Source organism: Candidatus Nanopelagicales bacterium (genome assembly GCA_018003655.1).
Lineage (GTDB): Bacteria > Actinomycetota > Actinomycetes > S36-B12 > UBA10799 > JAGNDY01.
Genome location: JAGNDY010000032.1, coordinates 1 through 21,902, shown reverse-complemented (window position 1 = coordinate 21,902; position 21,902 = coordinate 1). Strand labels below are relative to the sequence as shown.

The window sequence follows — 21,902 nt, the reverse complement described above, 5'->3', positions numbered from 1 at the left end:
GCCAGCGCGGTCTTGCCGGTCTGGCGGTCGCCGATGATGAGCTGGCGCTGGCCGCGACCGATGGCGGTCATGGAATCGACTGCCTTCAGGCCAGTCAACATCGGCTGGGTCACTGGTTGACGCTCGACTACCGAGGGCGCCTGGACCTCAAGGGCGCGCTCACCGTCTGCAGTGATGGGACCAAGGCCGTCGATCGGCTTGCCGAGCGGGTCGACCACGCGACCGAGGAAACCGTCGCCGACGGGCACGGATAGCACCTTGCCGGTGCGCTTGACGACCTGGCCCTCTTCGATATGGGTGGGATCACCGAGCAGCACGCATCCGATCTCGCGGACATCGAGGTTCAGGGCCAGGCCGAGCAGGCCGCCTTTGAACTCGAGCAGTTCGTTTGTCATCGCCGAGTGCAGTCCCTCGACGCGGGCGATACCGTCGCCGGTCTCCACCACACGACCAACTTCTTCACGGGCGTTCTCCGGTGAGAACGCGGCAACGTTTTGCTCAATCGCTCCGCGGATCTCCTCTGGTGAGATCGTCAGCTCCGCCATGGTTCCTTCGCTTTCTTCTGGTCCGCATCGTTGTGATGCGGGTCTTTCGATCAGGTCAGTTGTCGGTCGTGAATTGCCTAGCCGGTCATCCTTCGTCGAGCCTGCTCGAGCTTGGTCGCCGTGGTCCCGTCGATGACTTCATCGCCGATGCGCACCTCGATCCCACCGATGACTTCGGGATCAACTTCAACGTTGAGTTCCACGGATCGCCCGTGGATGCGGGAAAGCACTTCGGACAGTCGTTGTGACTGTTCTTCGGTCAACGCCGACGCGGCGCGGACGTCGGCGATGACGCGTCCGCGGCGGGCCGCGGCGAGCTCCGAGAGCCCCGTGACCGCGTCCTGGATCCTGCGGCCGCGCAGACTTCCTGCGACGTGACTGACCAGCGCGATTGTCTCTGTCGCCGCCTTCCCATCGAGGAGGGAATGGACGATCCCTGCCTTGGTCTCAGAGTTCGATGCTGGATCGGTCAGGGCCATCTGCAGCGATGGGTTCGCATCAATCGCGCGACCGAACCGGAATAGCTCCTCTTCGACTCGATCGATGTTGCCGTCGATCTCCGCAGCCATCAAGATCAGCGTCGCGCCGGCCTCTTCGGTCGCGTCGATCAGATCGGAATCCGATGACCAGCGGCTCTCGACGATCTGCTGGAACACCGCCACGGTGAGCTCACCGACCTGGCTGCCGAACAACTGGGTAACGGTCCGCTGTTTTGCCTCGACTTCGATTGCCGGGTCTGCCAGCGTCGCGCGCAGGGAACGCTCCGCGTCGAGCAGCTCCGCAATCGACAGCAGTTCGGATCCTGCGGCGGTGAAGTCCGAGCTGGGTCCAACGCCGATCCGATTCTCGATCCGCTTGCCGAGCGAGGACGTCGCCTCGTCAAAACGGGCGCGCAGAGACTCCTCCAGCGCGGCCCACGACGTCCTACTGGCACCAAGCATCAGGAAGCTCCCGACGTTTCTGCGGCCGTCTGCTCGAGCTCACCGATGAACCGGTCAACAACGCTCTTTGAACGGGCATCGTCGGTAAGCGACTCACCAACGATGCGTCCGGCCAAGTCGGTCGCCATCGAGCCCACGTACTTGCTGAGCTCAGACACGGCACGGGTCTTTTCCGCCTCTATCTGCGCCTGTGCTTGAGCTGTCACAGCGGCAGCAGCCGCTTGAGCCTCAGTGCGCGCCTCCGCGATGATGCCAGCCTTCTCAGCTTGGGCTTGGGCGCGGATTTCCGACGCTTCCTCCCGGGCAGTCGCCAACTGATCCTGGTAATCAGCCAGCATCTTGTTGGACTCTTCCTGGGCCTTCTCCGCCTTGCGCAGACCACCTTCGATGAGCCGCTCGCGCTCGTCCAACGTTGCCTTGATCTTGGGCAAAAGCAACTTGGCGAGGACGCCGAACACAATCAAGAAGGCGATCGTGCCGATGATGAACTCACCGATCGGCACTGCAAGCACATTGAAGCCGCCTTCAGCGGATGCAATGAGATTCGTCATGGGGTTTCCTCCCCTCAAGGAGTTGGGGGTTGGCGGTTTAGGTGAACACGAACGGGGCGACGAAGCCCAACAGTGCCAACGCCTCTGCCAGCGCGAAGCCGATGAACATGTTCTGACGGATTACGCCATAAGCCTCTGGCTGACGGGCGATGGCTTGTACGCCATTACCGAAAATGAGGCCGATACCGATACCGGGGCCGATGGCCGCGAGGCCATACCCAACTGCGCCCAGGTTTCCGGAAACTTCTGCGATGGTCTCCAGCATTTCGCTTTCCTTCTCTTCTCGTACCCCACGGACTATCCGCAGGGACGGGTCTTGTGTCTCTCAGTGCTCGTGACTGAGAGATCCTGCAATGTATGAAGCGGTCAATAGGGTGAAGATATACGCCTGCAGCGCCTCGATCATGAACTCGAAGCCTGTCATGATGACGGTCATCAGGAACGAGGCCGTCGAACCGAGAAGTCCGATCACCGAGAAACTGAACAAGTAAATCGACGCGACGATGAAGACCGTCAGCAGAAGATGGCCAGCGAACATGTTGGCCATAAGTCGAATGGCCAGCGTGAACGGGCGAATGATGACGTTCGAGAGGAACTCGATCGGGGCCAGAATGATGAGCACTGGTGCGGGGACGCCCGGCGGGAACATCATGTTGGTGAAGAACTTGATGGGGCCCTGCTTCCTCATGCCGATGAACATGTAGGTCAGCCACACCATGATCGCCAGGGAGACCGGCATGACGAAGAGCGCCGTTGGTGGGAACTGCATCCCGGGAACAATGCCCATGACGTTCATGAAGAACACGAAAAAGAAGAGCGAGACCAGGAACGGGAGGAACTTGTCGCCCTCTCGACCGATGGTCTCGCGGCTGATCTGGTCGCGAACGAACATGTAGCCCATCTCGCCGATGCCCTGGACCTTTCCGGGGATCAAGCGAGGCTTGGCAAACGCGACCGTGAAGAAGATGATGACCAGTGCGGCGCACATGATCACCACCAACATGGGCTTATTGATGATGAACTCGACGCCCAGGAACTTGTACTGAGCGATCGGGTTGAACTCGAAGATCTCGGTGCCGGGGGCAGGAAATCCACAACCCGAGTACAGGTGACAGCCACCACTGGCGAGGGTGCTGCTGACGAGGTCAGACACCTGTCACCTCCGTGCGGTCGGGCATCTTTTCTGACCCCTCTGCGGGCTTAGCGATCACTTTCGTGACCTGTCCGGCTTGACAGTATGCGCATCGTCGTACTTGAGTCGCGCATAGACGAGATAGAGCCCGGCGGTCATCCCAAACAGGATGCCGCCAGCGATGAAGAGTTGTTGGTGTCCGAGCCAGCGACCCAGCAACCATCCGATCCCGCCGTAGAGCACGATTCCGGTGATCAAACGTCCGGTAATCAACCAAGCGGTCTCGTTGGGCGTACGGTCACGTCCGTCCCGCGCACCCTCACTCGCCATCGCGGAGCAACCTAGCAGTCGTGGTGTGACGAGCCAACGCGAACCTCCACGGTTGGCGGGGGGAACTACGATTCATGGCTCTGCGGAGGCTCAGCAGCCCGGACGCCCGGTCCGGTGCCCGGCTCCACGTAAAGAACCTTCGTCCGCATGAGGACCCACACCGCAGCACCGGTCCAAACGAGCGCACAAACCACAACCGTCAGCGCGAACGCCCGGGATGCGAAGAACGTCGCGTCTTTGAGGATCGCCATCAAGACGAACAAGACGCCCATCTGCAGCACGAACACCAACAACGCCATGTTCATGGCGATGGCGGGATTGTTGCGCAGCACTCTGGCGACGACATATTGGCCCAGACCAAAGAACGCGAGAACGACAACGGTTCCCAGTGCGCCAGCGATCGCGCCTTTGCTGCCAGCTACCAGGGTGGCGATGACGGTCGCCGCGATACCCACGGCCGCCGTGATCAGCAACGGTGTTCGGATGAGTTTCTGGTCGGCAGCATCGGCGCCGTAATCCACTGGTGCGCTCTGCGGACTAGATCCCACCCCGGATGAAGAACTCATGACACAGCAGACGGTACACGAGGGCCGCCCGCAGGAGCAGCAAACCGTTGGTCTGGTTGAGTTTGCTCACATGGATGCGGGCTTGGGTCGCCCCGGTCGCAACACCAAGACCCCGAGGGCACTGACGCCGACCAAGAAGATCACCCCCGAGATGACCCACGGCACGAAGGCCAGCGAGACAGCCGTGAATGCGATCAGCGCGGTCCAGCCGTGCATGAGGCCCACAGCGCGGCGCTGCGAGTGACCCAGTTCCAGCAGTCGGTGATGAAGGTGCTGCTTGTCGGGTGCAAACGGGCTCCGACGTGCGCGCGTGCGCCTGACAACCGCCAGTCCCACGTCGAGTAGCGGAACGGCAATCACCGCTGCTGGCAGCAACAAGGGCAGCAGTGTCGGCAGCAGGACCGGACCGTTCAGTGAGGCTGGATCGACCCGCCCAGTCAACGTGATCATTGACGACGCGAGCAGCAATCCGATCAACATCGAACCCGTGTCCCCCATGAAGATCCGAGCAGGGTTGATGTTGTGCGGCAGGAAGCCCAGGCACATTCCGGCCAGCAGTGCGCAAACCAGCGTAGGTAGCGCGGCCCGGTCGATCTGGGCACCGACACTGAGCAAGTACGAGTAGGCAAACAACGCCAGTGCGGCGATGCCGACGATTCCAGCTGCCAGACCGTCGAGGCCATCGACGAAGTTCACCGCGTTGACGGTGAGCACCACGATCAGCACGGTCAGCAGCACGCTGGTCAGCGGATCGAGCAGGAGGGTCCCATCGATCGGTAACCACAGCACCTGAATCCCCATGACGGCCATCGAACCGGCCGCCAGCGCCTGACCCGCGAACTTGGTGGGGGCATCCAGACCCCAGCGATCATCGGCTAACCCGAGCAGCAGGATGATCGTCGCGCCGGTCAGCAGCGCCAGCGGCTGACTACTGCTGCCGAACACCGAGTCAAGTGACGGGAGCCTGCTCGCCAGCAGCAGGCCCGCCAGCAGACCGATATACATGGCCAAGCCGCCCCACCGCGGTGTCGGGGTGTCATGCACGTCGCGATCACGCACCTCCGCCATCGCCCGGGCTTTGATAGCCAGACTGCGCACAGGCGGCGTCATCAAGTAGGTGACGACCGCTGCGACGAGTAGGCACAGCACGTATACGCGCAACGCAACTCCTCACAGTCGAGCGGTCGTTCAGCCTGTCGCGGTGGTGGCGCTACAGACGTGATCGCCTCGGGGGGTCAGCCCTGAGGGTAGGCCGGAAACTCAGTCACGAGCGTAGACACTTCGGACCGGATCGCATCTGCTGACGCAGTGTTCTTGATCGCTTTGCCGATGAGCGAGCCGATCTGGCGCATCTGGTCTTGCTTCATCCCCTGCGTTGTCACTGCGGGAGTGCCAACACGAATCCCCGAGGCAACGCTCGGCGGCTGCGGGTCAAACGGAATCGCGTTCTTGTTCAACACGATGCCCGCAGCGTCACAACGCTGCTCGGCCTCGGTCCCGGTGACGCCGGTTCCCTGCAGGTCCAGCAAGGCGAGGTGGGTGTCGGTGCCGCCGGTCACCGGCCGCATTCCCTCGTCGGCTAGCGCCGCCGTGAGAGTCTGGGCATTCGCAATGACCTCGCGCGTGTACTCCTGGTAGGCGGGCGTCATCGCCTCCTTGAGCGCAACCGCCTTGGCCGCAACCACGTGCATGAGTGGGCCACCCTGCATCATCGGGAAGACGGCCTTGTCGATCGCGGGTCCATGCTCTTTGGTCGACAGGATCATGCCGCCGCGCGGGCCACGAAGGACCTTGTGGGTCGTGAACGTCACCACGTCGGCGTACGGGACCGGGCTGGGGATCGCCTTGCCGGCGACCAAACCAATGAAGTGCGCGGCGTCGACCATCAGGATGGCGCCGACCTCGTCGGCGATTTCGCGGAACGCGGCGAAGTCAATCAGCCGCGGGATGGCCGAACCACCGCAGATGATCATCTTGGGGTGGTGTTCGCGTGCCAGGTCGCGGACTTGGTCGTAGTCGATGTCTTCGGTCTTCTGATCCACCCCGTAGTGCACCGCGTTGAACCACTTGCCTGAGAACGACACCTTGGTCCCATGGGTCAGGTGACCGCCGTGAGGCAGGCTCATCGCCAGTACGGTCTCGCCAGGCTTCATGAATGCGCCGTATACGGCGATGTTCGCGCTGGCCCCGGAATGCGGCTGGAGGTTCGCATGCTCCGCCCCGAAGAGTTCCAAGGCGCGCTCGATCCCGAGCATCTCGGCTTTGTCGACTTCCGAACAGCCACCGTAGTAGCGACGCCCTGGATAGCCCTCCGCGTACTTGTTGCTCAGCGTCGATCCCAGCGCCGCGAGCACCGCGGGGCTGGTCAGGTTCTCGCTTGCGATCAGCTGCAATCCCCCGCGGATGCGTTCGAGTTCGGAGAGGAGCACGTCGGCAATCTCAGGGTCCTCGGACTGCAGGGCGGCAAAGTCAGAACCATAGAACGGCACGTCGGTCATGGTCGCAAGTCTAGGCGCGGGACAATCATTGAGTGATTAGGCGGTTCGATGCGTGTGTTCCGGAGGAATTGCAGCGCGGAATTGAGGCAGCAACCTCGGCCCTGCGGCGTGGCGAACTCGTGGTGGTGCCGACCGAATCTGCCTACGGAATTGCGGCGGACGCGTTTCGCGCGGACGGGCTCTCCCGCCTGCGGCACTTGAAGAATCGCGGCCGGGAATTGCCGATCCCCGTCATGATCGGCCAGACCACGACCGTCGATGGGCTGGTGTCCAGTCTCAGCGAGGATGCCCGAACGCTGATGGCTGCTTTCTGGCCTGGATTGCTGACGATTGTGGGAACAGCGCAGGGATCGTTGAGCTGGGAGGTTGGTCCGCTCAACGATCCGACCGTGTCGGTCAGGATGCCGCTGCACCCGGTGGCCTGGCGGTTGGCCCGATCGGTGGGACCGCTGGCGCTCACCGGTGCGAATGTTGCCGGCGCGGACTTGCCGCTGACATGTGACGAGGCCGCCGCACAGTTCAGCAACGCGGTCAGTGTCTATCTCGACGCTGGCACCTGCGAACCGGGGCCGCCCTCATCAGTCGTGGACGTCACCACCAGTCCCCCAACGTTGCTGCGAGAGGGCGCTGTCAGTCTGACTGAGCTGCGCGAGGTGTGCCCGCACCTCAGTGCGGCCGCCGAGTAGCGACAGTCACCCGTGGGCGCTCAGTCAGGTCGAGATGATCGATGATGTCGAGGAAGTCACCGGATTGCTCGACTGCCCCCGGAACCCCCAGTTGCCCTGCCTCGAACCCCTGATGGTCTCCGTGCTCAATCAACAGGGTGCCCCCCGGCCGCAACAACCGCGCCGCTGACCGGACAACGGCGCGGACCACGTCAAGGCCGTCATCGCCGCCATAGAGCGCTTCGGGCGGGTCGTAGTCACGTACCTCGGGGTCGCGGGGAACTGCATCCTGCGGGATGTATGGGGGGTTGCAGGTCACCACGTCCACCAGGCCGAGCAGGTGGGTCAAGACTTCATCGGATTTGCCAGCATCTCCGGCCACCAATTCCACCGTCGACCCAACACTGGCCACTTGCTGGCGGTGACGATCGATGTTGCGGCCAGTCCACACCAGCGCGGCTGGTAGCAGTTCTATGGCGACGACCCTCGTATGTGGCCGTTCGGTCGCCAGCCCGAGGGCGATGGCTCCCGACCCAGCGCACAGGTCCACCACCAATGCGGGCCCCCCGCCGCCAGCCAGCGCGGGCGCTGCCAACGCGAGCTCGACCAGCAATTCCGTCTCCGGCCGCGGCACAAAGACCCCTGGACCGACCGCAAGCGTCAGGTGCCGAAACCATGCGTGCCCCAACACGTGTTGCAGTGGCTCGCGACGCGCGCGGCGATCCACAAGTGCGACGAATTGCTCGACCTGGTCGCCGGTCAGCGGCGGTTCAATACTCAGCCCAGACCGACTGACGCCGAGTACGTCAGCGAGGATCCAATCCACATCGCTCACCGCGCTCTGGATGCCTGCGGCCATCAGCTGGGCGCGAGCCCGGTCACGCAGCTGCCGAAAATTGGCCGAGTCAGGCAACGGTTACTCGCCAGCGAGTCGAGCGGCCATGTCGGCATCGACGCATGACTGGACGATTGGGTCGATCTCGCCGTCCAGGACGTGGTCGAGGTTGTACGACTTATAGCCCGTGCGATGGTCGGCGATCCGGTTCTCCGGAAAGTTGTACGTGCGAATGCGCTCGGAGCGGTCAACGGTGCGCACCTGGGCTTTGCGGGTGGCCGATGCCTCTTCGGCGGCCTTCTCTTCCTCCAGCACGATCAAGCGTGCGCGCAGGATGCGAAGCGCCTGCTCACGGTTCTGCAACTGCGACTTCTCGTTCTGGCACGAGACCACCAACCCGGTTGGGACGTGGGTGATCCGGACGGCTGAGTCCGTGGTGTTGACGCTCTGGCCACCCGGGCCGGACGAACGATAGACATCGATGCGCAGGTCATTGGGGTCGATTTCGATGTCGATCTCTTCGGTCTCCGGCAGTACCAGTACCCCGGCAGCGGAGGTGTGGATCCGGCCCTGAGACTCGGTGACCGGGACGCGTTGGACGCGGTGGACTCCACCCTCGTAGCGCAGCCGGTCGTAGGGTGCCTCTCCCGGCTCGGGTACACCCTTAGCTTTCACGGCGACCGCGATGTCCTTGTAGCCACCCAAATCGGATTCGACGCTTTCCAGCACCTCGGTCTTCCAGCCTCGGCGTTCGGCGTAGCGCAGATACATCCGCAGCAAGTCACCGGCAAATAGCGCCGATTCGTCACCGCCCTCGCCAGCCTTGATCTCCAGAATGACGTCGGAGCCATCGAGGGGGTCGCGCGGTACGAGTAGTCCGGTGAGTCGCTCAGCGACGTCGGCCCGTTGGGCTTCCAATGCCTGGGCCTCGGCCGCAAACGACGCATCCGAATCGCCGAGTTCTTGGGCCGCAGCGAGGTCCTCGCCGAGACGTTTCCATTCGCGGTAGGCCTCGACTATCGGACGCAGTTCCGCGTGCCGACGACCGACCTTGCGGGCCTCGCGGGCATCGGCGTGCAAGCGCGGATCGGCAAGTTGTGTTTCGAGAGAAGCGTTCTCCGCGATCAGTTCTTCACAGCGTTCAAACACCGAGAGCAGCCATCATTGTCACCGACATGGTGGCGTCAGCTCTTGGCTGCGTCGGTGTTCTCTTCTGCAGGCACCGAGGCTTCTTCGGTCTTTGCCGCTGGGGCTTTGCCGAAGCGCTTCTCGAACTTGGCAACACGGCCGCCGGTGTCGAGAATCTTCTGCTTGCCGGTGTAGAAGGGGTGGCATTGGTTGCACACGTCGGCGTGGATCGAACCGCTCTTGGCGGTGCTACGCGTGACGAAGGTGTTGCCACAGGTACAGGTCACCTGAGTAGGGAAGTACTCGGGGTGAATTGACGGCTTCATGAATTCTCCTGAATCTCAACGTCCCGGGTCGCCCGCCGAAGTGCGGACGTGAACCGGGGCTTGCCTAAGTGTGTCATGGCCAAACGACTGGAACACAGGCGAGCGGACAGGTATTCCCCGTCCGGTGCCCTGCCGCCGCTGTGGGTGCTAGATCTCGACCCGCTCGCCATCCTGAATTGGGCCCGATGGCGTTGACTTCTGGACCTGCAGCAGGAACTCGTAGTTGCTCTTGGTCTCACGCAACTTGTTGAGCAGCAGTTCGATCGCCTGTTGCGAATCGAGCGCGTGGAGGACCCGGCGCAGGTTCCACGTCACCTTGAGCTCGTCGGGAGCCAACAGCAGTTCCTCCTTGCGAGTACCCGAGGAGTCAACGTCGACGGCCGGGAAGATCCGCTTGTCAGCAAGACGACGATCGAGCTTGAGCTCCATGTTTCCGGTGCCCTTGAACTCTTCGAAGATGACCTCGTCCATGCGGGAACCCGTCTCCACCAATGCCGTCGCCAGGATCGTCAGTGAACCGCCATCTTCGATGTTGCGAGCAGCTCCGAAGAACTTCTTGGGCGGGTACAGCGCGGTCGAGTCGACACCACCGGACAGGATTCGCCCGGATGCCGGGGCCGCCAAGTTGTAGGCGCGGCCGAGCCGGGTCATCGAGTCAAGGAGCACGACGACATCGTGGCCGAGTTCGACCAAGCGCTTGGCTCGCTCGATCGCCAGCTCAGCGACGATGGTGTGGTCCTCCGCCGGTCGGTCGAACGTGGAAGCGATGACCTCGCCCTTAACCGAGCGCTGCATGTCGGTGACTTCCTCCGGACGCTCGTCAACAAGGACGACCATCAAGTGGCACTCGGGGTTGTTCTCGGTGATGGCGTTGGCGATGCGCTGCAGCACCATCGTCTTGCCCGCTTTTGGCGGCGAGACGATGAGCCCGCGCTGACCCTTACCGATTGGGGCGACGAGGTCGATGACCCGAGCCGTCATGTTGTGGGGCTCGTTGTCGCTCGCCAGGCGCAAGCGCTCCTGCGGGTACAGCGGGGTCAACTTGCCGAATTCCACGCGACTCTTGGAAGTCTCGGAGTCGGCACCATTGACAGATTCAATACGCACCAGCGGATTGAATTTCTGCTTCGACTCACCCTCACGGGGTTGGCGAACGGACCCAGTGACGGCGTCACCCTTACGCAGGCCGTGCTTGCGCACCATCGACAGCGAGACATACACGTCATTGGGTCCCGGCAGGTAGCCCGAAGTCCGCACAAAGGCGTAGTTGTCGAGCACGTCGAGGATGCCAGCGACGGGCAAGAGCACGTCGTCTTCGGTTACCTCGGTGTCCTCAAGGCTGTCGCGACGCTGGCGACCCTGGCCGGAGCCACCTTCGCGGAACCTGTCACGGCCCCGTCGGCGGCGTCGATTGTTGTTGCGGCCGCCGCGGTCGTCGTCATCGCGATTCTGGCCCTGGTTGCTCTGGCCCTGGTTACGGTCACGATTCTGGCCCTGGTTGCCCTGACCCTGGTTACGGTCACGGCTCTGGCCCTGGTTGCCCTGACCCTGGTTACGGTCACGATTCTGGCCCTGGTTGCCCTGACCCTGATTGCGGTCGCGGCTCTGGCCCTGGTTGCCCTGACCCTGATTGCCATCGCGATCCCGGTCTTGGTCTTGTCGATCGTCGCGAGACTGGTTGGAGCGACCGGAGGTGCCGGAACTGTCGTTGCTGCCCGAACTGTCGTTGCCGCCAGCAGTGTCGTTACCACCAGCACCGGCGCGCGATCCCTCGCGTTGTGAAGTCGAGCCCGCCGAGGTGGTTGATTGGGTCGCGTCTGCCTTGGCGCGGCCAGCGCCTGAACGCTTCTCCTTGATCGCAGCGATCAAGTCGCCCTTGCGCATTGCGGAAGCGCCGGAGATCCCCATCTCGCCGCCGAGCTTCTTGAGCTCAGGCAGGAGCATCGCGGATAGACCGCCAGTCTTTGTCGATCCACCGGTGGTGGCTGAATCCGTTGCCATCGTTGTATCTGTCACTAGTCTTCTTTCGTCCTTTCGGGACGTGCGGTGAGCTGATCAGACAGTCACACCTGGATTTCCGTCACGCCACAGACAGCGCAACGGGTTCGTGTGGTTGTTCTTGGATGCACTGATTCTTGGATGCACTAACGCGCATGCGAAGCAGATAATCCGGGAGAACCGCTCATAAGATCCAGAAGAGGAGCTTCGGCTAGGCGTTTGCGGGGATTTGACTCACCGCAGGTAATCCACGCCGGCTGAGCACCTTCACAGTATCACCCGATTAGTGCCCTTCCTAACCAATGTGATGAAGCCGCGCGAGCACACTGATGATCGTCAACTGGCCAGCACACGCAATCCGTGATTGGCGACAGCGACCCGGATCACCTCAAAACCCTGTCGCACAGCGCTTCCCTGGGTCACCAGCGCGGCTTCCATCGCGGCAGAGACAGCCGTCGAGTCGTACTCCGACCCGGCCAATCCCACCGCCAGGACGGTGGGTCCGGCACCGGAAATGACCGCTGGAATTCCCTGATTGCGCAGCGTCGTCAACAGCGCGTAAGACTCCGGGTAGGCAAATCGACGGTACTGCTGGTGCAGCCGGTCTTCGGTTCCAACCAACAAGAGCTCCGGGTGGGTGGTCATCGCCTCGACCAGCAACGCCGCCCGGCCAGAATTCGCTGCTGCGTCGGCGTGCGAGATTTGCGCTGGCAGCAGCTCCCGTGCGCGCTCGGTGGACAGAGCAGCACGGGGTATCGCGACGACCGGCTGCAGCCGGGCTTCGGGAGCCAACCGCAGTCCACGACCGACGCCGTACTCGTCGGTCCACGCGAGGGTGAATCGCCCCAGTACGGCTGGAGCGACGTTGTCCGGGTGGCCCTCCATGTCGGCAGCCAGCGCGATCAGGCGATCGTCGGGTAGCAACTCAGCCCCGTTGTCGAGCAACTCGCGGGCCAACCCCAAACCCGCAACGATGGCCGCGGAGGACGATCCCAAACCGCGCCCATGCGGAATCTGGTTGAGACAGGTCAGGCGCAGCCCCGGCACCAGGGCACCGGCTTCGGCGAACCCGCGGGCGATTGCCTGGATGACCAAGTGGGTGTCGTCGCGAGGGACCGACTCGGCACCCTCACCGCTGACCTTGATGGTCAGTTCTTCATCAGCAACGACTTCGGCGGTCAGTTCGTCATAAAGGGCCAGCGCAAGCCCAGCGCAGTCATAACCGGGACCGAGATTGGCGCTGCTGGCCGGGACCCGAACCCGGGCGATCGATCCGATCATGCCAAGCCAAGTTCGCGAGCCGCAGTTGCCGCGTCGGCTCCGATCCGAGTGGGTGCGGGAGCTCCGGAGATCGCCCATTGCGGGTCCTTGAGTCCGTTACCGGTCACCGTACACACGACCGTCTGGCCGGGATCCAGCATTCCCGCAACATGTGACTTGAGCAGGCCGGCGACGCTGGCGGCACTTGCCGGCTCAACGAACACACCCTCCTGGGAGGCGAGCAACTTGTAGGCAGCCAGGATCTCGCGGTCAGTGACGGAGTCGATCTGCCCGCCGGAATCATCGCGGGCGGCGACTGCCTGATCCCAGCTGGCGGGATTGCCGATTCGGATGGCGGTCGCGATGGTCGATGGGTTCTTCACCGGTGCGTTAAGCACGATCGGCGCGGCACCGGCGGCCTGGAAACCCCACATTCGTGGCCGCGAATCCGCGACACCGTCGCCGGCGTACTGGTCATACCCCATCCAGTAGGCGGTGATGTTCCCCGCGTTTCCGACGGGCAGACAATGGATATCCGGCGCGGCACCGAGTTGGTCGACGATCTCGAAGCTCGCAGTCTTCTGCCCTTCGATCCGGGCCGGGTTCACGCTGTTGACCAGGGCGACCGGGTACAGCTCGGAAAGGTCCCGCGCGAGCGTCAGGCAGTCGTCAAAGTTGCCGTCGACCTGCAGCAGTTTGGCACCGTGGACCAGCGCCTGTGCGAGTTTGCCCATGGCGATCTTGCCGTCGGGAACCAGCACCGCACACACCATTCCGGCCCGGACGGCATAAGCGGCTGCAGAGGCGGAGGTGTTGCCGGTCGAAGCGCAGATGACCGCCTTGGCGCCTTGCTCGGCAGCGATCGAAATGGCCATCGTCATGCCGCGGTCCTTGAAAGACCCGGTCGGATTCGCACCTTCGACTTTGATCCAGACGTCGCAGTTGGTGCGCTCGGACAGGACCTGGCCGCGCACCAGGGGTGTGCCGCCCTCGCGAAGCGAGATGACCGGTGTTGACTCTGTGACGGGCAGGCGATCGCGATACTCCTCGATGATTCCCCGCCAGACGTGGGCGCCGACTGAACTCATGGTCTTCACTCGACCTCTCCCTCAACCCGCATGACGCCCCGGATCGCCGTGACTGCCTCGAGATCACGAAGCGCGGCGACGGTGGCAGCCAAGTCGATCTCGGCGGCGATGTGGGTGCGCACATCGAGCGCGGCACCCCCTTCGGTGGGGTCCTGTCGAACCGTTTGAATCGACACCCCGTTGTCGGCAAAGGTCGTCGCAATACTCGCAAGCACACCCGGGCGATCCTTGACGTTGATTGACACCATGTATCGAGTTTTCGCCTCGGACACCGGCCGCGGGCGCAGTCCGGAGTAGGCCGATTGCCGGTGGCCGTGACCACCGCGGAACTTGTTGCGAGCAGCCACGACGACATCGCCGAGCACGGCGCTCGCAGTGGGCTCACCGCCCGCGCCACGGCCGTAGAACATCATCTCGCCGGCAGACTCAGCCTCGACGTAGACGGCGTTGAATGCGTCGCGGACGCTGGCCAGGGGATGGGTCCGCGGAACCATCGCCGGGTGGACTCTGACGATGACTCCGCGCTCATCCTCGCTCAGTTCGGCGATCGCGAGCAGCTTGATGACGAACCCCATCTCGCGGGCGGAGGCAATGTCGGCAGCGGTGACTTCCGTGATCCCCTCGTAGAAGACATCACTGATGGTGACCTCTGCGTGGAATGACAACGCAGCCAAGATAGCGGCCTTCGCTGCGGAATCGGCCCCGCCCACGTCGGCGGTCGGATCAGCCTCGGCGTAGCCAAGTCGTTGCGCATCGGCGAGTACGTCCTCGTACGAGGCGGACTGTTCGTCCATTTTGGTGAGCATGTAGTTGGTGGTTCCGTTGACGATGCCGAGCACACGGCGGACTTTGTCACCCGACAGGCTCTCCCGCAGTGGGCGAAGAAGCGGAATCGCCCCCGCGACGGAGGCTTCGTACAGCAGATCCACGCCAGCAGCGTCGGCAGCTTCAGCGAGCTGATCGCCGTGGGTGGCGATGAGCTCCTTGTTGGCTGTGACAATGGAAGCGCCGTTGGCGATCGCCGTCAGAATCAGTCCGCGCGCCGGATCGATACCGCCCATGACCTCGACGACGACATCGAGATCGCCGCGCGAGACGAGAGCTTCTGGGTCGTCGGTGATCAGTTCCATCGGGATGCCGGGTCGCTCGCGGGCGGCGTCACGGACGGCAACCCCAACGAGTTCGAGCGGTTCACCTGCCCGCGCCGCAAAATCCTCGCTACTTTCGGCCAACAATCGAGCAACCTGGGAACCGACAGTTCCGCCACCGAGCAGTGCAACCTTCACGGGTTCAGTTTGTCACGGCGGCATTGCCCGCCGCGCCGGTCAGCCCGGATCAAGGGCGAACAAGTCCGCCAGGGTCTCTCGGCGCAGCATGATCTGGGCACTTCCGTCCCGAACCCCGACCACCGGCGGACGGGTCACGAGGTTGTAGTTCGACGCCATTGAGCGGTTGTAGGCTCCGGTCGCCGCGACCGCCAACAAGTCGCCAGCCGTGAGATCCGAAGGTAGCCACGCGTCGGAAACGACGATGTCTCCGCTCTCGCAGTGCTTGCCCACGACTCGGCACAGCATGAGTCCGGCCTGCGACGTGCGCGACGCCAGCGTGACGGTGTACTCCGCGTCATACAGCGCTGTACGAATGTTGTCGCTCATGCCGCCGTCGACGGACACATAGGTCCGGACTCCCCCACCGTCGAGCTCAATTGGCTTGACGGTTCCGACCGTGTACAAAGTCGTCCCAGCGGGTCCGACGATTGCGCGCCCGGGCTCAAAGGCGAGCCTCGGCAGCTCGAGGCCGGACTTCTCGCAGGCCGCGGCAACAATCTCCCGCAGGGTCTGCGCCATCTGCTCGACCACGGGCGGTTCGTCGCCATCGACGTACTTGATGCCTAGGCCTCCACCCAGGTTCAGCTCCGAAAGCTCCACCCCGAACTCGTCGCGAGCTGCTGCGAGCAGGGACACGATTCGGCCGCTGGCGATCTCAAAACCGGAGGAAACGAAGATCTGCGAACCGATGTGGCTGTGCAAGCCGATGAGTTCCAACGACGGCACTGCAACGACCCGACGAATAGCCTCGGCGGCCGTCCCGGTCGCCAACGAGAACCCGAACTTCTGGTCCTCGTGGGCGGTGGCGATGAACTCGTGGGTGTGGGCCTCCACACCGAGGGTGACTCGGACGAGGACTTTGGGGCACACGCCGAGTTCCTCGGCGATGAACGCTGCCCGGGCGATCTCCTCGAACGAGTCGAGCACAATCCGCCCCACCCCGGCCGAGATCGCAGCGTGCAGTTCCTCGACTGACTTGTTGTTGCCGTGCATCAGAATGCGCTCGGCCGGAACACCTGCGCGCAGGGCACACGCCAGCTCGCCGCCGCTGCACACGTCGAGCCCCAGACCCTCCTGGGAAACCCAGCGGGCGACCGTGGTGCAAAGGAATGCCTTCGCCGCGTAGTACACATCGGCTGGCATGGTCGGATCACGGAACGCCTGGGTGTATGCCTGTGCCCGCTCGCGGACATCGCGTTCGTCCATGACGACCAGCGGGCTGCCGAATTCTGTCACCAGATCACGCACGTCACAGCCACCGATTTCCATGGCGCCGCTTTGCGGCTGGCGGCGTGCGCTGCAAGGCCAGATCTGCGGATCCAGGGCCAGCAGCTCACCGGTGTCGGCGGGCTTGGGCGGCGCACCGGCCGGGTGAGCAACATCGCCGTGACGTGGACCTGCCGGATGAGCGCGCATAGTGGGTCAGGCTACATGCGTTCGGGCGCGGTGACTCCGAGCATTTCCAGACCGTTGGACAGGGTCTGACGTGCCGCTGCGCACAACCACAGACGGCCGACGTGAGTCGAGTCCACCGGCTCATCGCCGCGCGGCAAGACCCGGCATACGTCATAGAAGCGGTGGTACGAGTTCGCCAGGTCCTCTAGGTACCGAGCGATTCGGTGTGGTTCCCGCAGTTCCGCAGCCGAGGCAACCACGCGGGGGAACTCAGCGACCGCGCCGATGAGGGCACTCTCGCGCTCGTTGGACAGCACGGCCGGATCGAACGGGATCGAGCCGTTGCGCCAATCGATCCCCATTTCAGCGGCGTTCCGAAGCACCGAACTGATCCGGGCGTGGGCGTATTGGACGTAATAGACGGGGTTGTCGTTGGTTCGCTTGACCAACAGGCCCAGATCCATGACCAGCGGGGAGTCTGCGGGGTAGCGGATCAGTGTGTACCGAGCGGCATCGACGCCGACCTCGTCCACGAGGTCGGACAGGGTGACGATCTCGCCGGCGCGCTTGGAGAGTTTGACCTCGACACCGTCCCGCATGGTTTTGACCATCTGGCCGATGAGCACCTCGATGGCAACGCTCGGGTCGTCACCAGCACAGGCAGAGACCGCCTTCAGCCTGTTCACATAGCCGTGGTGATCGGCCCCAAGCAGGTAGAGACACGTGGTGAATCCGCGTTCACGCTTGTCGACGTAGTAGGCGCAATCGGACATGAAGTAAGTCAACTGGCCGTCGGCTTTGATCAGCACGCGGTCCTTGTCGTCGCCGAACTCGGTCGTGCGCAGCCAGACGGCGCCGTCGGACTCGAAGACGTGGCCCTGCTCGCGCAACTTGGCTAAGGCACGTTCGACAGCGCCGGATTCGTGCAGTGCGCGTTCCGACGCCCACGTATCAAAATGGGTCCGGAACCGATCGAGTGTCCCTTGCTGCTGCGCAAGTTGTAGCCCGTAACCCGCTTCCCGGAAGGCGACCATCTGCTCGTCTGCCGGCAGCTCCATGATCGACTGATCCGCCGCAACGACGTGGTCGGCGATGTCCTGGATGTAGGCCCCCTGGTAGCCGTTTTCCGGGATGGGTCGACCAAGCGCAGCAGCCTGGATAGACGCGCCGAAAAGATCCATCTGCACGCCGCGATCGTTGACGTAGAACTCGCGATCCGCCTTGGCGCCGGCAGCGCTGAGGACCGCCGCGATGGCATCGCCCACGGCCGCCCATCGGGTATGGCCGAGGTGCAGTGGACCGGTCGGGTTGGCCGAGATGAATTCCACGTTGAAGCTCTGTCCGGCCAGGGTGTCCACTCGGCCGAATTCCTCGCCCGCCTCCACGACTTGGGCGGCGATAACGCCAGCAGCCGCAGCGTCAAGAGTCAGATTGAGGAAACCAGGACCCGCCACGTCAACGCTGGCGATGCCTTCGACCGGCCTCAACCTGAAAGCGATTGCCTCAGCGATGGTCCGCGGCGGCATGCCAGCCGGCTTGGCCAGCCTCATCGCGATGTTGGTCGCGTAATCGCCGTGGTCTTGGTTCTTGGGCCGCTCAAGGGCAACGTGACCGGGCACCTGATCGGCGGCGAGGGCGATCTCGCCCGCAGCAACGGCATCGCTGACGGCGGACACAATTACATCGGCAAGCTCGGCAGGCGTCACCGGCATAGCGTACTCAGCATGACTGGTGGCCCCTGCGCACCATTGCGATACAGCCACGTTGCCGCGTCGTTCAGCGGCGGTGACGCCTTGCTAGGGTTCCCCTGTCTGAGCCCCCGTAGCTCAGGGGATAGAGCGGTGCCCTCCGGAGGCATGCGCGGGTGTTCGAATCACCCCGGGGGCGCCACACATCGACGCAATTGACCACGGCGTCCGCCAGCGCGTGCGTCGGCAACCTGCTTCACCAACGACAGACGCACGTGCGCCGGTGAAGCAACCCCCGGCCGACCTAGAGGTCGAACCCGATGTATTTCTTCTCGAGGAACTCGTGGATGCCGTCGAAGCCACCCTCGCGACCGAGGCCGCTGAGTTTGACTCCCCCGAACGGAGCGGCCGGATCCGAGATGACTCCGCGGTTGATCGCGACCATCCCTGACTCGATCCCGTTGGCGACCTTCAACGCGCGACCCAGGTTTCCGGAGTACACGTAGCTGATGAGTCCGAAGTCGGTGTCATTGGCCAACTTGGTTGCCTGCTCGTCGCTGTCGATGATGACCACCGGTGCGACCGGGCCGAAGATCTCGTTCTGCAGGATCTCAGCGTCAGTTGCGACATCGGCAAGCACCGTCGCCGGATAGAACGCCCCCGGACCATCGGGAGTCTGGCCACCGACCACTGCGGTGGCGCCAGCACCGACAGCCGAAGTGACCAGGTCGGCGACCTTGTCCCGTTCATACGTCGAGACCAAGGCACCAAGGTCAGATTCCGCAGCCAGGCCCGGACCCATCCGCAGGGCACCCATCGCGGCGGCGAACTTGGTCGTGAACTCCTCTGCGACCTCGCGGGCAACGAAGAAGCGGTTGGCGGCTGTGCAAGCTGAGCCGCCGTTGCGCATTTTGGCGATCATTGCGCCGGAGACCGCCGCTTCGACGTCAGCATCGGCCAGCACGACAAACGGTGCGTTTCCGCCGAGTTCCATTGAGCAGCGAATGACCCGGTCAGCCGCTTGGCGCAGCAGGATGCTGCCGACCTGGGTCGATCCGGTGAACGACAGATTCCGGATGCGCGGGTCGTGCAGCATCCGGTCGATCGCTGGCCCGACCGGTTTGGGCAGCACGATGTTGACCACACCGTCGGGTACTCCGGCGCGCTGCATGATGTCCACGATCGCCAGTGCCGTTAGGGCTGTCTCGGTCGCGGGCTTGAGGATGGTCGTGCAGCCGGCAGCGAGGGCTGGGCCGAGTTTGCGGGTTGCCATCGCCGCCGGGAAATTCCACGGCGTTATGAGCAGGCTCGGACCAACCGGGTAGTGCGTCACCATGATTTGCTTGTCACCGTTCGGCGAGCGCCGGTAGTCGCCAGGCGTCCTGACCGCTTCCTCGGAGAACCAGCGGAAGAACTCAGCGGCGTACGTGACCTCGGCCTTGGCATCAGCCAGGACTTTCCCGTTCTCACGGGTAGTCAACTCAGCGAGATAGTCGGCCTCGTCAATCATCAACTCGAAGGAGCGTCGCAAGATCTCGGCTCGCTGGCGCGGAGCCGTGGCGGCCCACTCCGCTTGCGCACCGTCGGCGGCGGCAATGGCAGCGTCACACTCGGCTTCACCTGAGATCGCGAGGTCGGTGATGACTGAGCCGTCGCTGGGGTCAAAAACAGGAATCCGCTCGGAACCCGGGTGCCACTGGCCGCCGATGAGCAAATCCGAGATGATCGCCATGGTTAGGCCCTTCGTTCGAAACTCGCACCACTGCGGTGCCTGGTCATGTGACTGACCCAATCATTGACCCGTCCCAAACTCAACGCGAGCCGGGTACAAAAGTCCCGGTCGACGATCCGAGATTGGCCCCCTGCGGGGCGCGCCGCCGGGTTAGAGCTCGTCCATGCTGCGGCCAAAAGTCATTCGACCGTTGCGCGCGAACCACGACATGATCGAGTTTCTTGAGGCACCGGACATCAGTGATTGCAACGACGCGAATGACCCGATCGAGAAGGCTGATCCCACCGAGAGAATCGATCCCACCGATGCCGCCGATCCGATCGACCCGATGGACAGCGCGGAGCCGATCGACCCGATGGACAGCACTGACCCGGTCGATCGGATCGAGAGCAGCGAGTTCTCCGACTGAAATGACCATTTGGAACCGGTGCTGGCCGAGCCATTTGTGGACATGACGGCATCGTCGCACTTCACGTCCACCTGATTCACCTGCTGGCGGAAATCAATCAGGAAGTGGCGCCGGCGGCACGAAGTCCACTTCCTCTACCTTTTCATCCCCGTGCACGGCTGAGGAACTCGACAGCTTGAAGATTCCTACCAACACGACGGCGATGCAGCCGACGATGAGCAGGATGTCCACCACCGAGTGGTTGATGTCGACCTGGAACAGCCAGATCGCCACCAGCGTCGCCACGATTGGGTTAATCGCGATCATCGCCGGCGACGAGATCGTGATCGGGCCAGATCGGAAGGCGATCGTGGCGAAAACCACGCCACCGATGGCCGACAGCACCGCAATCGGGATCAAGAGCCACAGCAATGGCCCCGGATTACCGAAGGCCCCTTTTGCCGCGATCACATAGAGCGCATTGACCAAACCGGTGCCGGTTCCGTACATCGCTGCCCGACCGGACTCGCCGAGGCGGCTACCGATGAAGAAGAACAGCGCAGTGACGACAACGAAGCCGATCAGTACCACTGCCCACTTGGAGCCCGGCGCTGTGTCGTTGCCCTCGGTCGGCTGCGCCACGATCAGGAAGCCAGCCAGTGCCCCGGATACTAGGAAGATCCACAACCAATCGCGGCCGGGGATCATGACCTTGGTGATGAGGGCGGAGATCGGTGGGATGAACACCAGTTCGGTGACGATCAGCGGCTGAACGACCGCCAACGAGCCCAACGACAGCGCCACGAGGTGGACGGCCCCAGCAACGAAGAAGAGGATCGTGCCCGTCAGCCAGAGCGGGTTCCGCAGAAGCTTCTTGACTCCGGCATCTTCACCGGCATGCTCGCCGATCGCCGACTGAGTGCCTCGGTGCTGCAGGACATAGCTCAGTGAGTAGACGCTGGTGGAAATCAGCATCACGATGATGGCTAGCAGCATTGCGCGACTCCCGATAATCGTTGGTCCGGCAGCCATGTACGCCGCGGACACCCTGATCGTGGTGCGCTCAACAACGGGAGGCAACCCAGGGACACACGATTGCTCGATGGCTTACCGGTGACCCGCTCGGTAGGTGCTGCAGCTCGGCCTGGTCGGGGTGGAAGGCGCCGCGCGCTGTCTGAGTGCGTATCGTTGGGCCAAATTCCGTCTTACTGTGAGGTGTCGTGAACTGCTACGGCCGTCGAATGCGATGTCGTCAGGCGCGCTAGGCCCCTGTTGGTGGGTGCCTACGTCCGCCGTTCCACCTCGTTTGACCTGCCGCGCGCCGCGCCCTGCTTCTTGTGGGCCCGCCCGCAACGCGACAGCACCGATCGCTGATCGGACATCACCGACACCCACCCACTGCGACCGACCCGAACAAAGGACACAGACACGATGAGCGACACCTGGTCATTTGAGACCAAGCAGATTCACGCCGGGCAATCAATAGACGCCGCCACTGGAGCGCGTGC

22 protein-coding genes and 1 tRNA gene are annotated in these 21,902 nt (G+C 63.3%); 3 read left to right on the top strand and 20 right to left on the bottom strand.

Translation table 11 applies throughout. The annotated features are described in order from the left end of the window. The 9 genes from KAZ48_06305 to KAZ48_06265 all read right to left on the bottom strand — a co-directional run. The coding region (locus KAZ48_06305; GenBank protein MBP7972393.1) for a F0F1 ATP synthase subunit alpha at positions 1-545 on the bottom strand (545 nt) is incomplete at its 3' end. A 77-nt stretch (positions 546-622) separates the two neighbouring features. Beyond that, positions 623-1,486: a F0F1 ATP synthase subunit delta gene (locus KAZ48_06300; GenBank protein MBP7972392.1), complete on the bottom strand. Its 864-nt coding sequence runs from the start codon at positions 1,484-1,486 to the stop codon at positions 623-625. After that, a complete protein-coding gene (locus KAZ48_06295) occupies positions 1,486-2,037 on the bottom strand; it encodes a F0F1 ATP synthase subunit B (protein MBP7972391.1) in 552 nt (183 codons plus the stop codon). Before KAZ48_06295 ends, KAZ48_06300 begins: the two co-directional genes overlap by 1 nt. Before the next feature lie 37 nt (positions 2,038-2,074). After that, positions 2,075-2,302, bottom strand: coding sequence for an ATP synthase F0 subunit C (gene atpE / locus KAZ48_06290; protein MBP7972390.1), 228 nt, complete (start codon positions 2,300-2,302; stop codon positions 2,075-2,077). Positions 2,303-2,362: 60 nt separating this feature from the next. After that, positions 2,363-3,190 carry a F0F1 ATP synthase subunit A gene (gene atpB / locus KAZ48_06285; GenBank protein MBP7972389.1) on the bottom strand — a complete coding sequence of 276 codons (828 nt, stop codon included), beginning with the start codon at positions 3,188-3,190 and terminating at the stop codon, positions 2,363-2,365. Between the two features lie 54 nt (positions 3,191-3,244). Next, positions 3,245-3,499, bottom strand: a complete 255-nt coding sequence (locus KAZ48_06280) for an AtpZ/AtpI family protein (GenBank protein ID MBP7972388.1) — start codon at positions 3,497-3,499, stop codon at positions 3,245-3,247. A 65-nt stretch (positions 3,500-3,564) separates the two neighbouring features. Next, a complete protein-coding gene (locus KAZ48_06275; protein ID MBP7972387.1) occupies positions 3,565-4,065 on the bottom strand; it encodes a hypothetical protein in 501 nt (166 codons plus the stop codon). Between the two features lie 66 nt (positions 4,066-4,131). Continuing rightward, complete coding sequence (locus KAZ48_06270) at positions 4,132-5,226, bottom strand: undecaprenyl/decaprenyl-phosphate alpha-N-acetylglucosaminyl 1-phosphate transferase (GenBank protein MBP7972386.1); 1,095 nt, start codon at positions 5,224-5,226, stop codon at positions 4,132-4,134. Between the two features lie 74 nt (positions 5,227-5,300). After that, a complete protein-coding gene (locus tag KAZ48_06265) occupies positions 5,301-6,563 on the bottom strand; it encodes a serine hydroxymethyltransferase (GenBank protein MBP7972385.1) in 1,263 nt (420 codons plus the stop codon). Positions 6,564-6,595: 32 nt separating this feature from the next. Here KAZ48_06265 and KAZ48_06260 point away from each other — a divergent pair, with 32 nt between their 5' ends. Next, a complete protein-coding gene (locus KAZ48_06260; protein MBP7972384.1) occupies positions 6,596-7,249 on the top strand; it encodes a threonylcarbamoyl-AMP synthase in 654 nt (217 codons plus the stop codon). On the opposite strand, the gene prmC is transcribed toward KAZ48_06260, so the two are convergent. From prmC to KAZ48_06215, 9 genes are all read right to left on the bottom strand, one after another. After that, entirely contained in the window at positions 7,230-8,063 is an 834-nt protein-coding gene (gene prmC, locus KAZ48_06255) for a peptide chain release factor N(5)-glutamine methyltransferase (GenBank protein MBP7972383.1), read from the bottom strand. The two genes, KAZ48_06260 and prmC, sit on opposite strands and share 20 nt — an antisense overlap. 81 nt (positions 8,064-8,144) lie before the next feature. Beyond that, complete coding sequence (prfA, locus tag KAZ48_06250) at positions 8,145-9,212, bottom strand: peptide chain release factor 1 (protein MBP7972382.1); 1,068 nt, start codon at positions 9,210-9,212, stop codon at positions 8,145-8,147. A gap of 35 nt (positions 9,213-9,247) precedes the next feature. After that, a complete protein-coding gene (gene rpmE / locus KAZ48_06245; protein ID MBP7972381.1) occupies positions 9,248-9,517 on the bottom strand; it encodes a 50S ribosomal protein L31 in 270 nt (89 codons plus the stop codon). Positions 9,518-9,664: 147 nt separating this feature from the next. Next, on the bottom strand, positions 9,665-11,518 hold the full coding sequence (gene rho / locus KAZ48_06240) for a transcription termination factor Rho (GenBank protein MBP7972380.1): 1,854 nt from the start codon (positions 11,516-11,518) through the stop codon (positions 9,665-9,667). A gap of 333 nt (positions 11,519-11,851) precedes the next feature. After that, the gene (locus tag KAZ48_06235; protein ID MBP7972379.1) at positions 11,852-12,796 is read right to left on the bottom strand and encodes a homoserine kinase; all 945 of its coding nucleotides are present in this window, start codon (positions 12,794-12,796) and stop codon (positions 11,852-11,854) included. Further along, positions 12,793-13,863 (bottom strand): threonine synthase, encoded by a 1,071-nt coding sequence (locus tag KAZ48_06230; protein MBP7972378.1) that lies wholly within the window; start codon positions 13,861-13,863, stop codon positions 12,793-12,795. The genes KAZ48_06235 and KAZ48_06230 overlap by 4 nt, the downstream gene beginning before the upstream one ends. Before the next feature lie 5 nt (positions 13,864-13,868). After that, positions 13,869-15,149 carry a homoserine dehydrogenase gene (locus tag KAZ48_06225; GenBank protein ID MBP7972377.1) on the bottom strand — a complete coding sequence of 427 codons (1,281 nt, stop codon included), beginning with the start codon at positions 15,147-15,149 and terminating at the stop codon, positions 13,869-13,871. A 39-nt stretch (positions 15,150-15,188) separates the two neighbouring features. Beyond that, positions 15,189-16,607: a diaminopimelate decarboxylase gene (lysA, locus tag KAZ48_06220; protein ID MBP7972376.1), complete on the bottom strand. Its 1,419-nt coding sequence runs from the start codon at positions 16,605-16,607 to the stop codon at positions 15,189-15,191. A gap of 11 nt (positions 16,608-16,618) precedes the next feature. Continuing rightward, complete coding sequence (locus tag KAZ48_06215) at positions 16,619-18,292, bottom strand: arginine--tRNA ligase (GenBank protein ID MBP7972375.1); 1,674 nt, start codon at positions 18,290-18,292, stop codon at positions 16,619-16,621. A gap of 109 nt (positions 18,293-18,401) precedes the next feature. On the opposite strand from KAZ48_06215, the gene KAZ48_06210 reads away from it, so the two are divergent. After that, positions 18,402-18,476 (top strand) — tRNA-Arg (locus KAZ48_06210). A gap of 102 nt (positions 18,477-18,578) precedes the next feature. Here KAZ48_06210 and KAZ48_06205 read toward each other — a convergent pair. Beyond that, positions 18,579-20,006 carry an NAD-dependent succinate-semialdehyde dehydrogenase gene (locus KAZ48_06205; protein ID MBP7972374.1) on the bottom strand — a complete coding sequence of 476 codons (1,428 nt, stop codon included), beginning with the start codon at positions 20,004-20,006 and terminating at the stop codon, positions 18,579-18,581. A gap of 163 nt (positions 20,007-20,169) precedes the next feature. Here KAZ48_06205 and KAZ48_06200 point away from each other — a divergent pair, with 163 nt between their 5' ends. Continuing rightward, entirely contained in the window at positions 20,170-20,415 is a 246-nt protein-coding gene (locus KAZ48_06200) for a hypothetical protein (GenBank protein ID MBP7972373.1), read from the top strand. Between the two features lie 93 nt (positions 20,416-20,508). Here KAZ48_06200 and KAZ48_06195 read toward each other — a convergent pair whose 3' ends face one another. Next, the gene (locus tag KAZ48_06195; protein ID MBP7972372.1) at positions 20,509-21,441 is read right to left on the bottom strand and encodes a DMT family transporter; all 933 of its coding nucleotides are present in this window, start codon (positions 21,439-21,441) and stop codon (positions 20,509-20,511) included. Positions 21,442-21,902: the final 461 nt, after the last annotated feature.

Coding starts and splice junctions, on each gene's coding strand:
- KAZ48_06300 (MBP7972392.1), bottom strand. CDS start 1,486: ATGCTTGGTGCCAGTAGGACGTCGTGGGCCGCGCTGGAGGAGTCTCTG.
- KAZ48_06295 (MBP7972391.1), bottom strand. CDS start 2,037: ATGACGAATCTCATTGCATCCGCTGAAGGCGGCTTCAATGTGCTTGCA.
- atpE (MBP7972390.1), bottom strand. CDS start 2,302: ATGCTGGAGACCATCGCAGAAGTTTCCGGAAACCTGGGCGCAGTTGGG.
- KAZ48_06280 (MBP7972388.1), bottom strand. CDS start 3,499: ATGGCGAGTGAGGGTGCGCGGGACGGACGTGACCGTACGCCCAACGAG.
- KAZ48_06275 (MBP7972387.1), bottom strand. CDS start 4,065: ATGAGTTCTTCATCCGGGGTGGGATCTAGTCCGCAGAGCGCACCAGTG.
- KAZ48_06265 (MBP7972385.1), bottom strand. CDS start 6,563: ATGACCGACGTGCCGTTCTATGGTTCTGACTTTGCCGCCCTGCAGTCC.
- rpmE (MBP7972381.1), bottom strand. CDS start 9,517: ATGAAGCCGTCAATTCACCCCGAGTACTTCCCTACTCAGGTGACCTGT.
- rho (MBP7972380.1), bottom strand. CDS start 11,518: ATGGCAACGGATTCAGCCACCACCGGTGGATCGACAAAGACTGGCGGT.
- KAZ48_06235 (MBP7972379.1), bottom strand. CDS start 12,796: ATGATCGGATCGATCGCCCGGGTTCGGGTCCCGGCCAGCAGCGCCAAT.
- KAZ48_06230 (MBP7972378.1), bottom strand. CDS start 13,863: ATGAGTTCAGTCGGCGCCCACGTCTGGCGGGGAATCATCGAGGAGTAT.
- lysA (MBP7972376.1), bottom strand. CDS start 16,607: ATGCGCGCTCATCCGGCAGGTCCACGTCACGGCGATGTTGCTCACCCG.
- KAZ48_06205 (MBP7972374.1), bottom strand. CDS start 20,006: ATGGCGATCATCTCGGATTTGCTCATCGGCGGCCAGTGGCACCCGGGT.
- KAZ48_06200 (MBP7972373.1), top strand. CDS start 20,170: ATGCTGCGGCCAAAAGTCATTCGACCGTTGCGCGCGAACCACGACATG.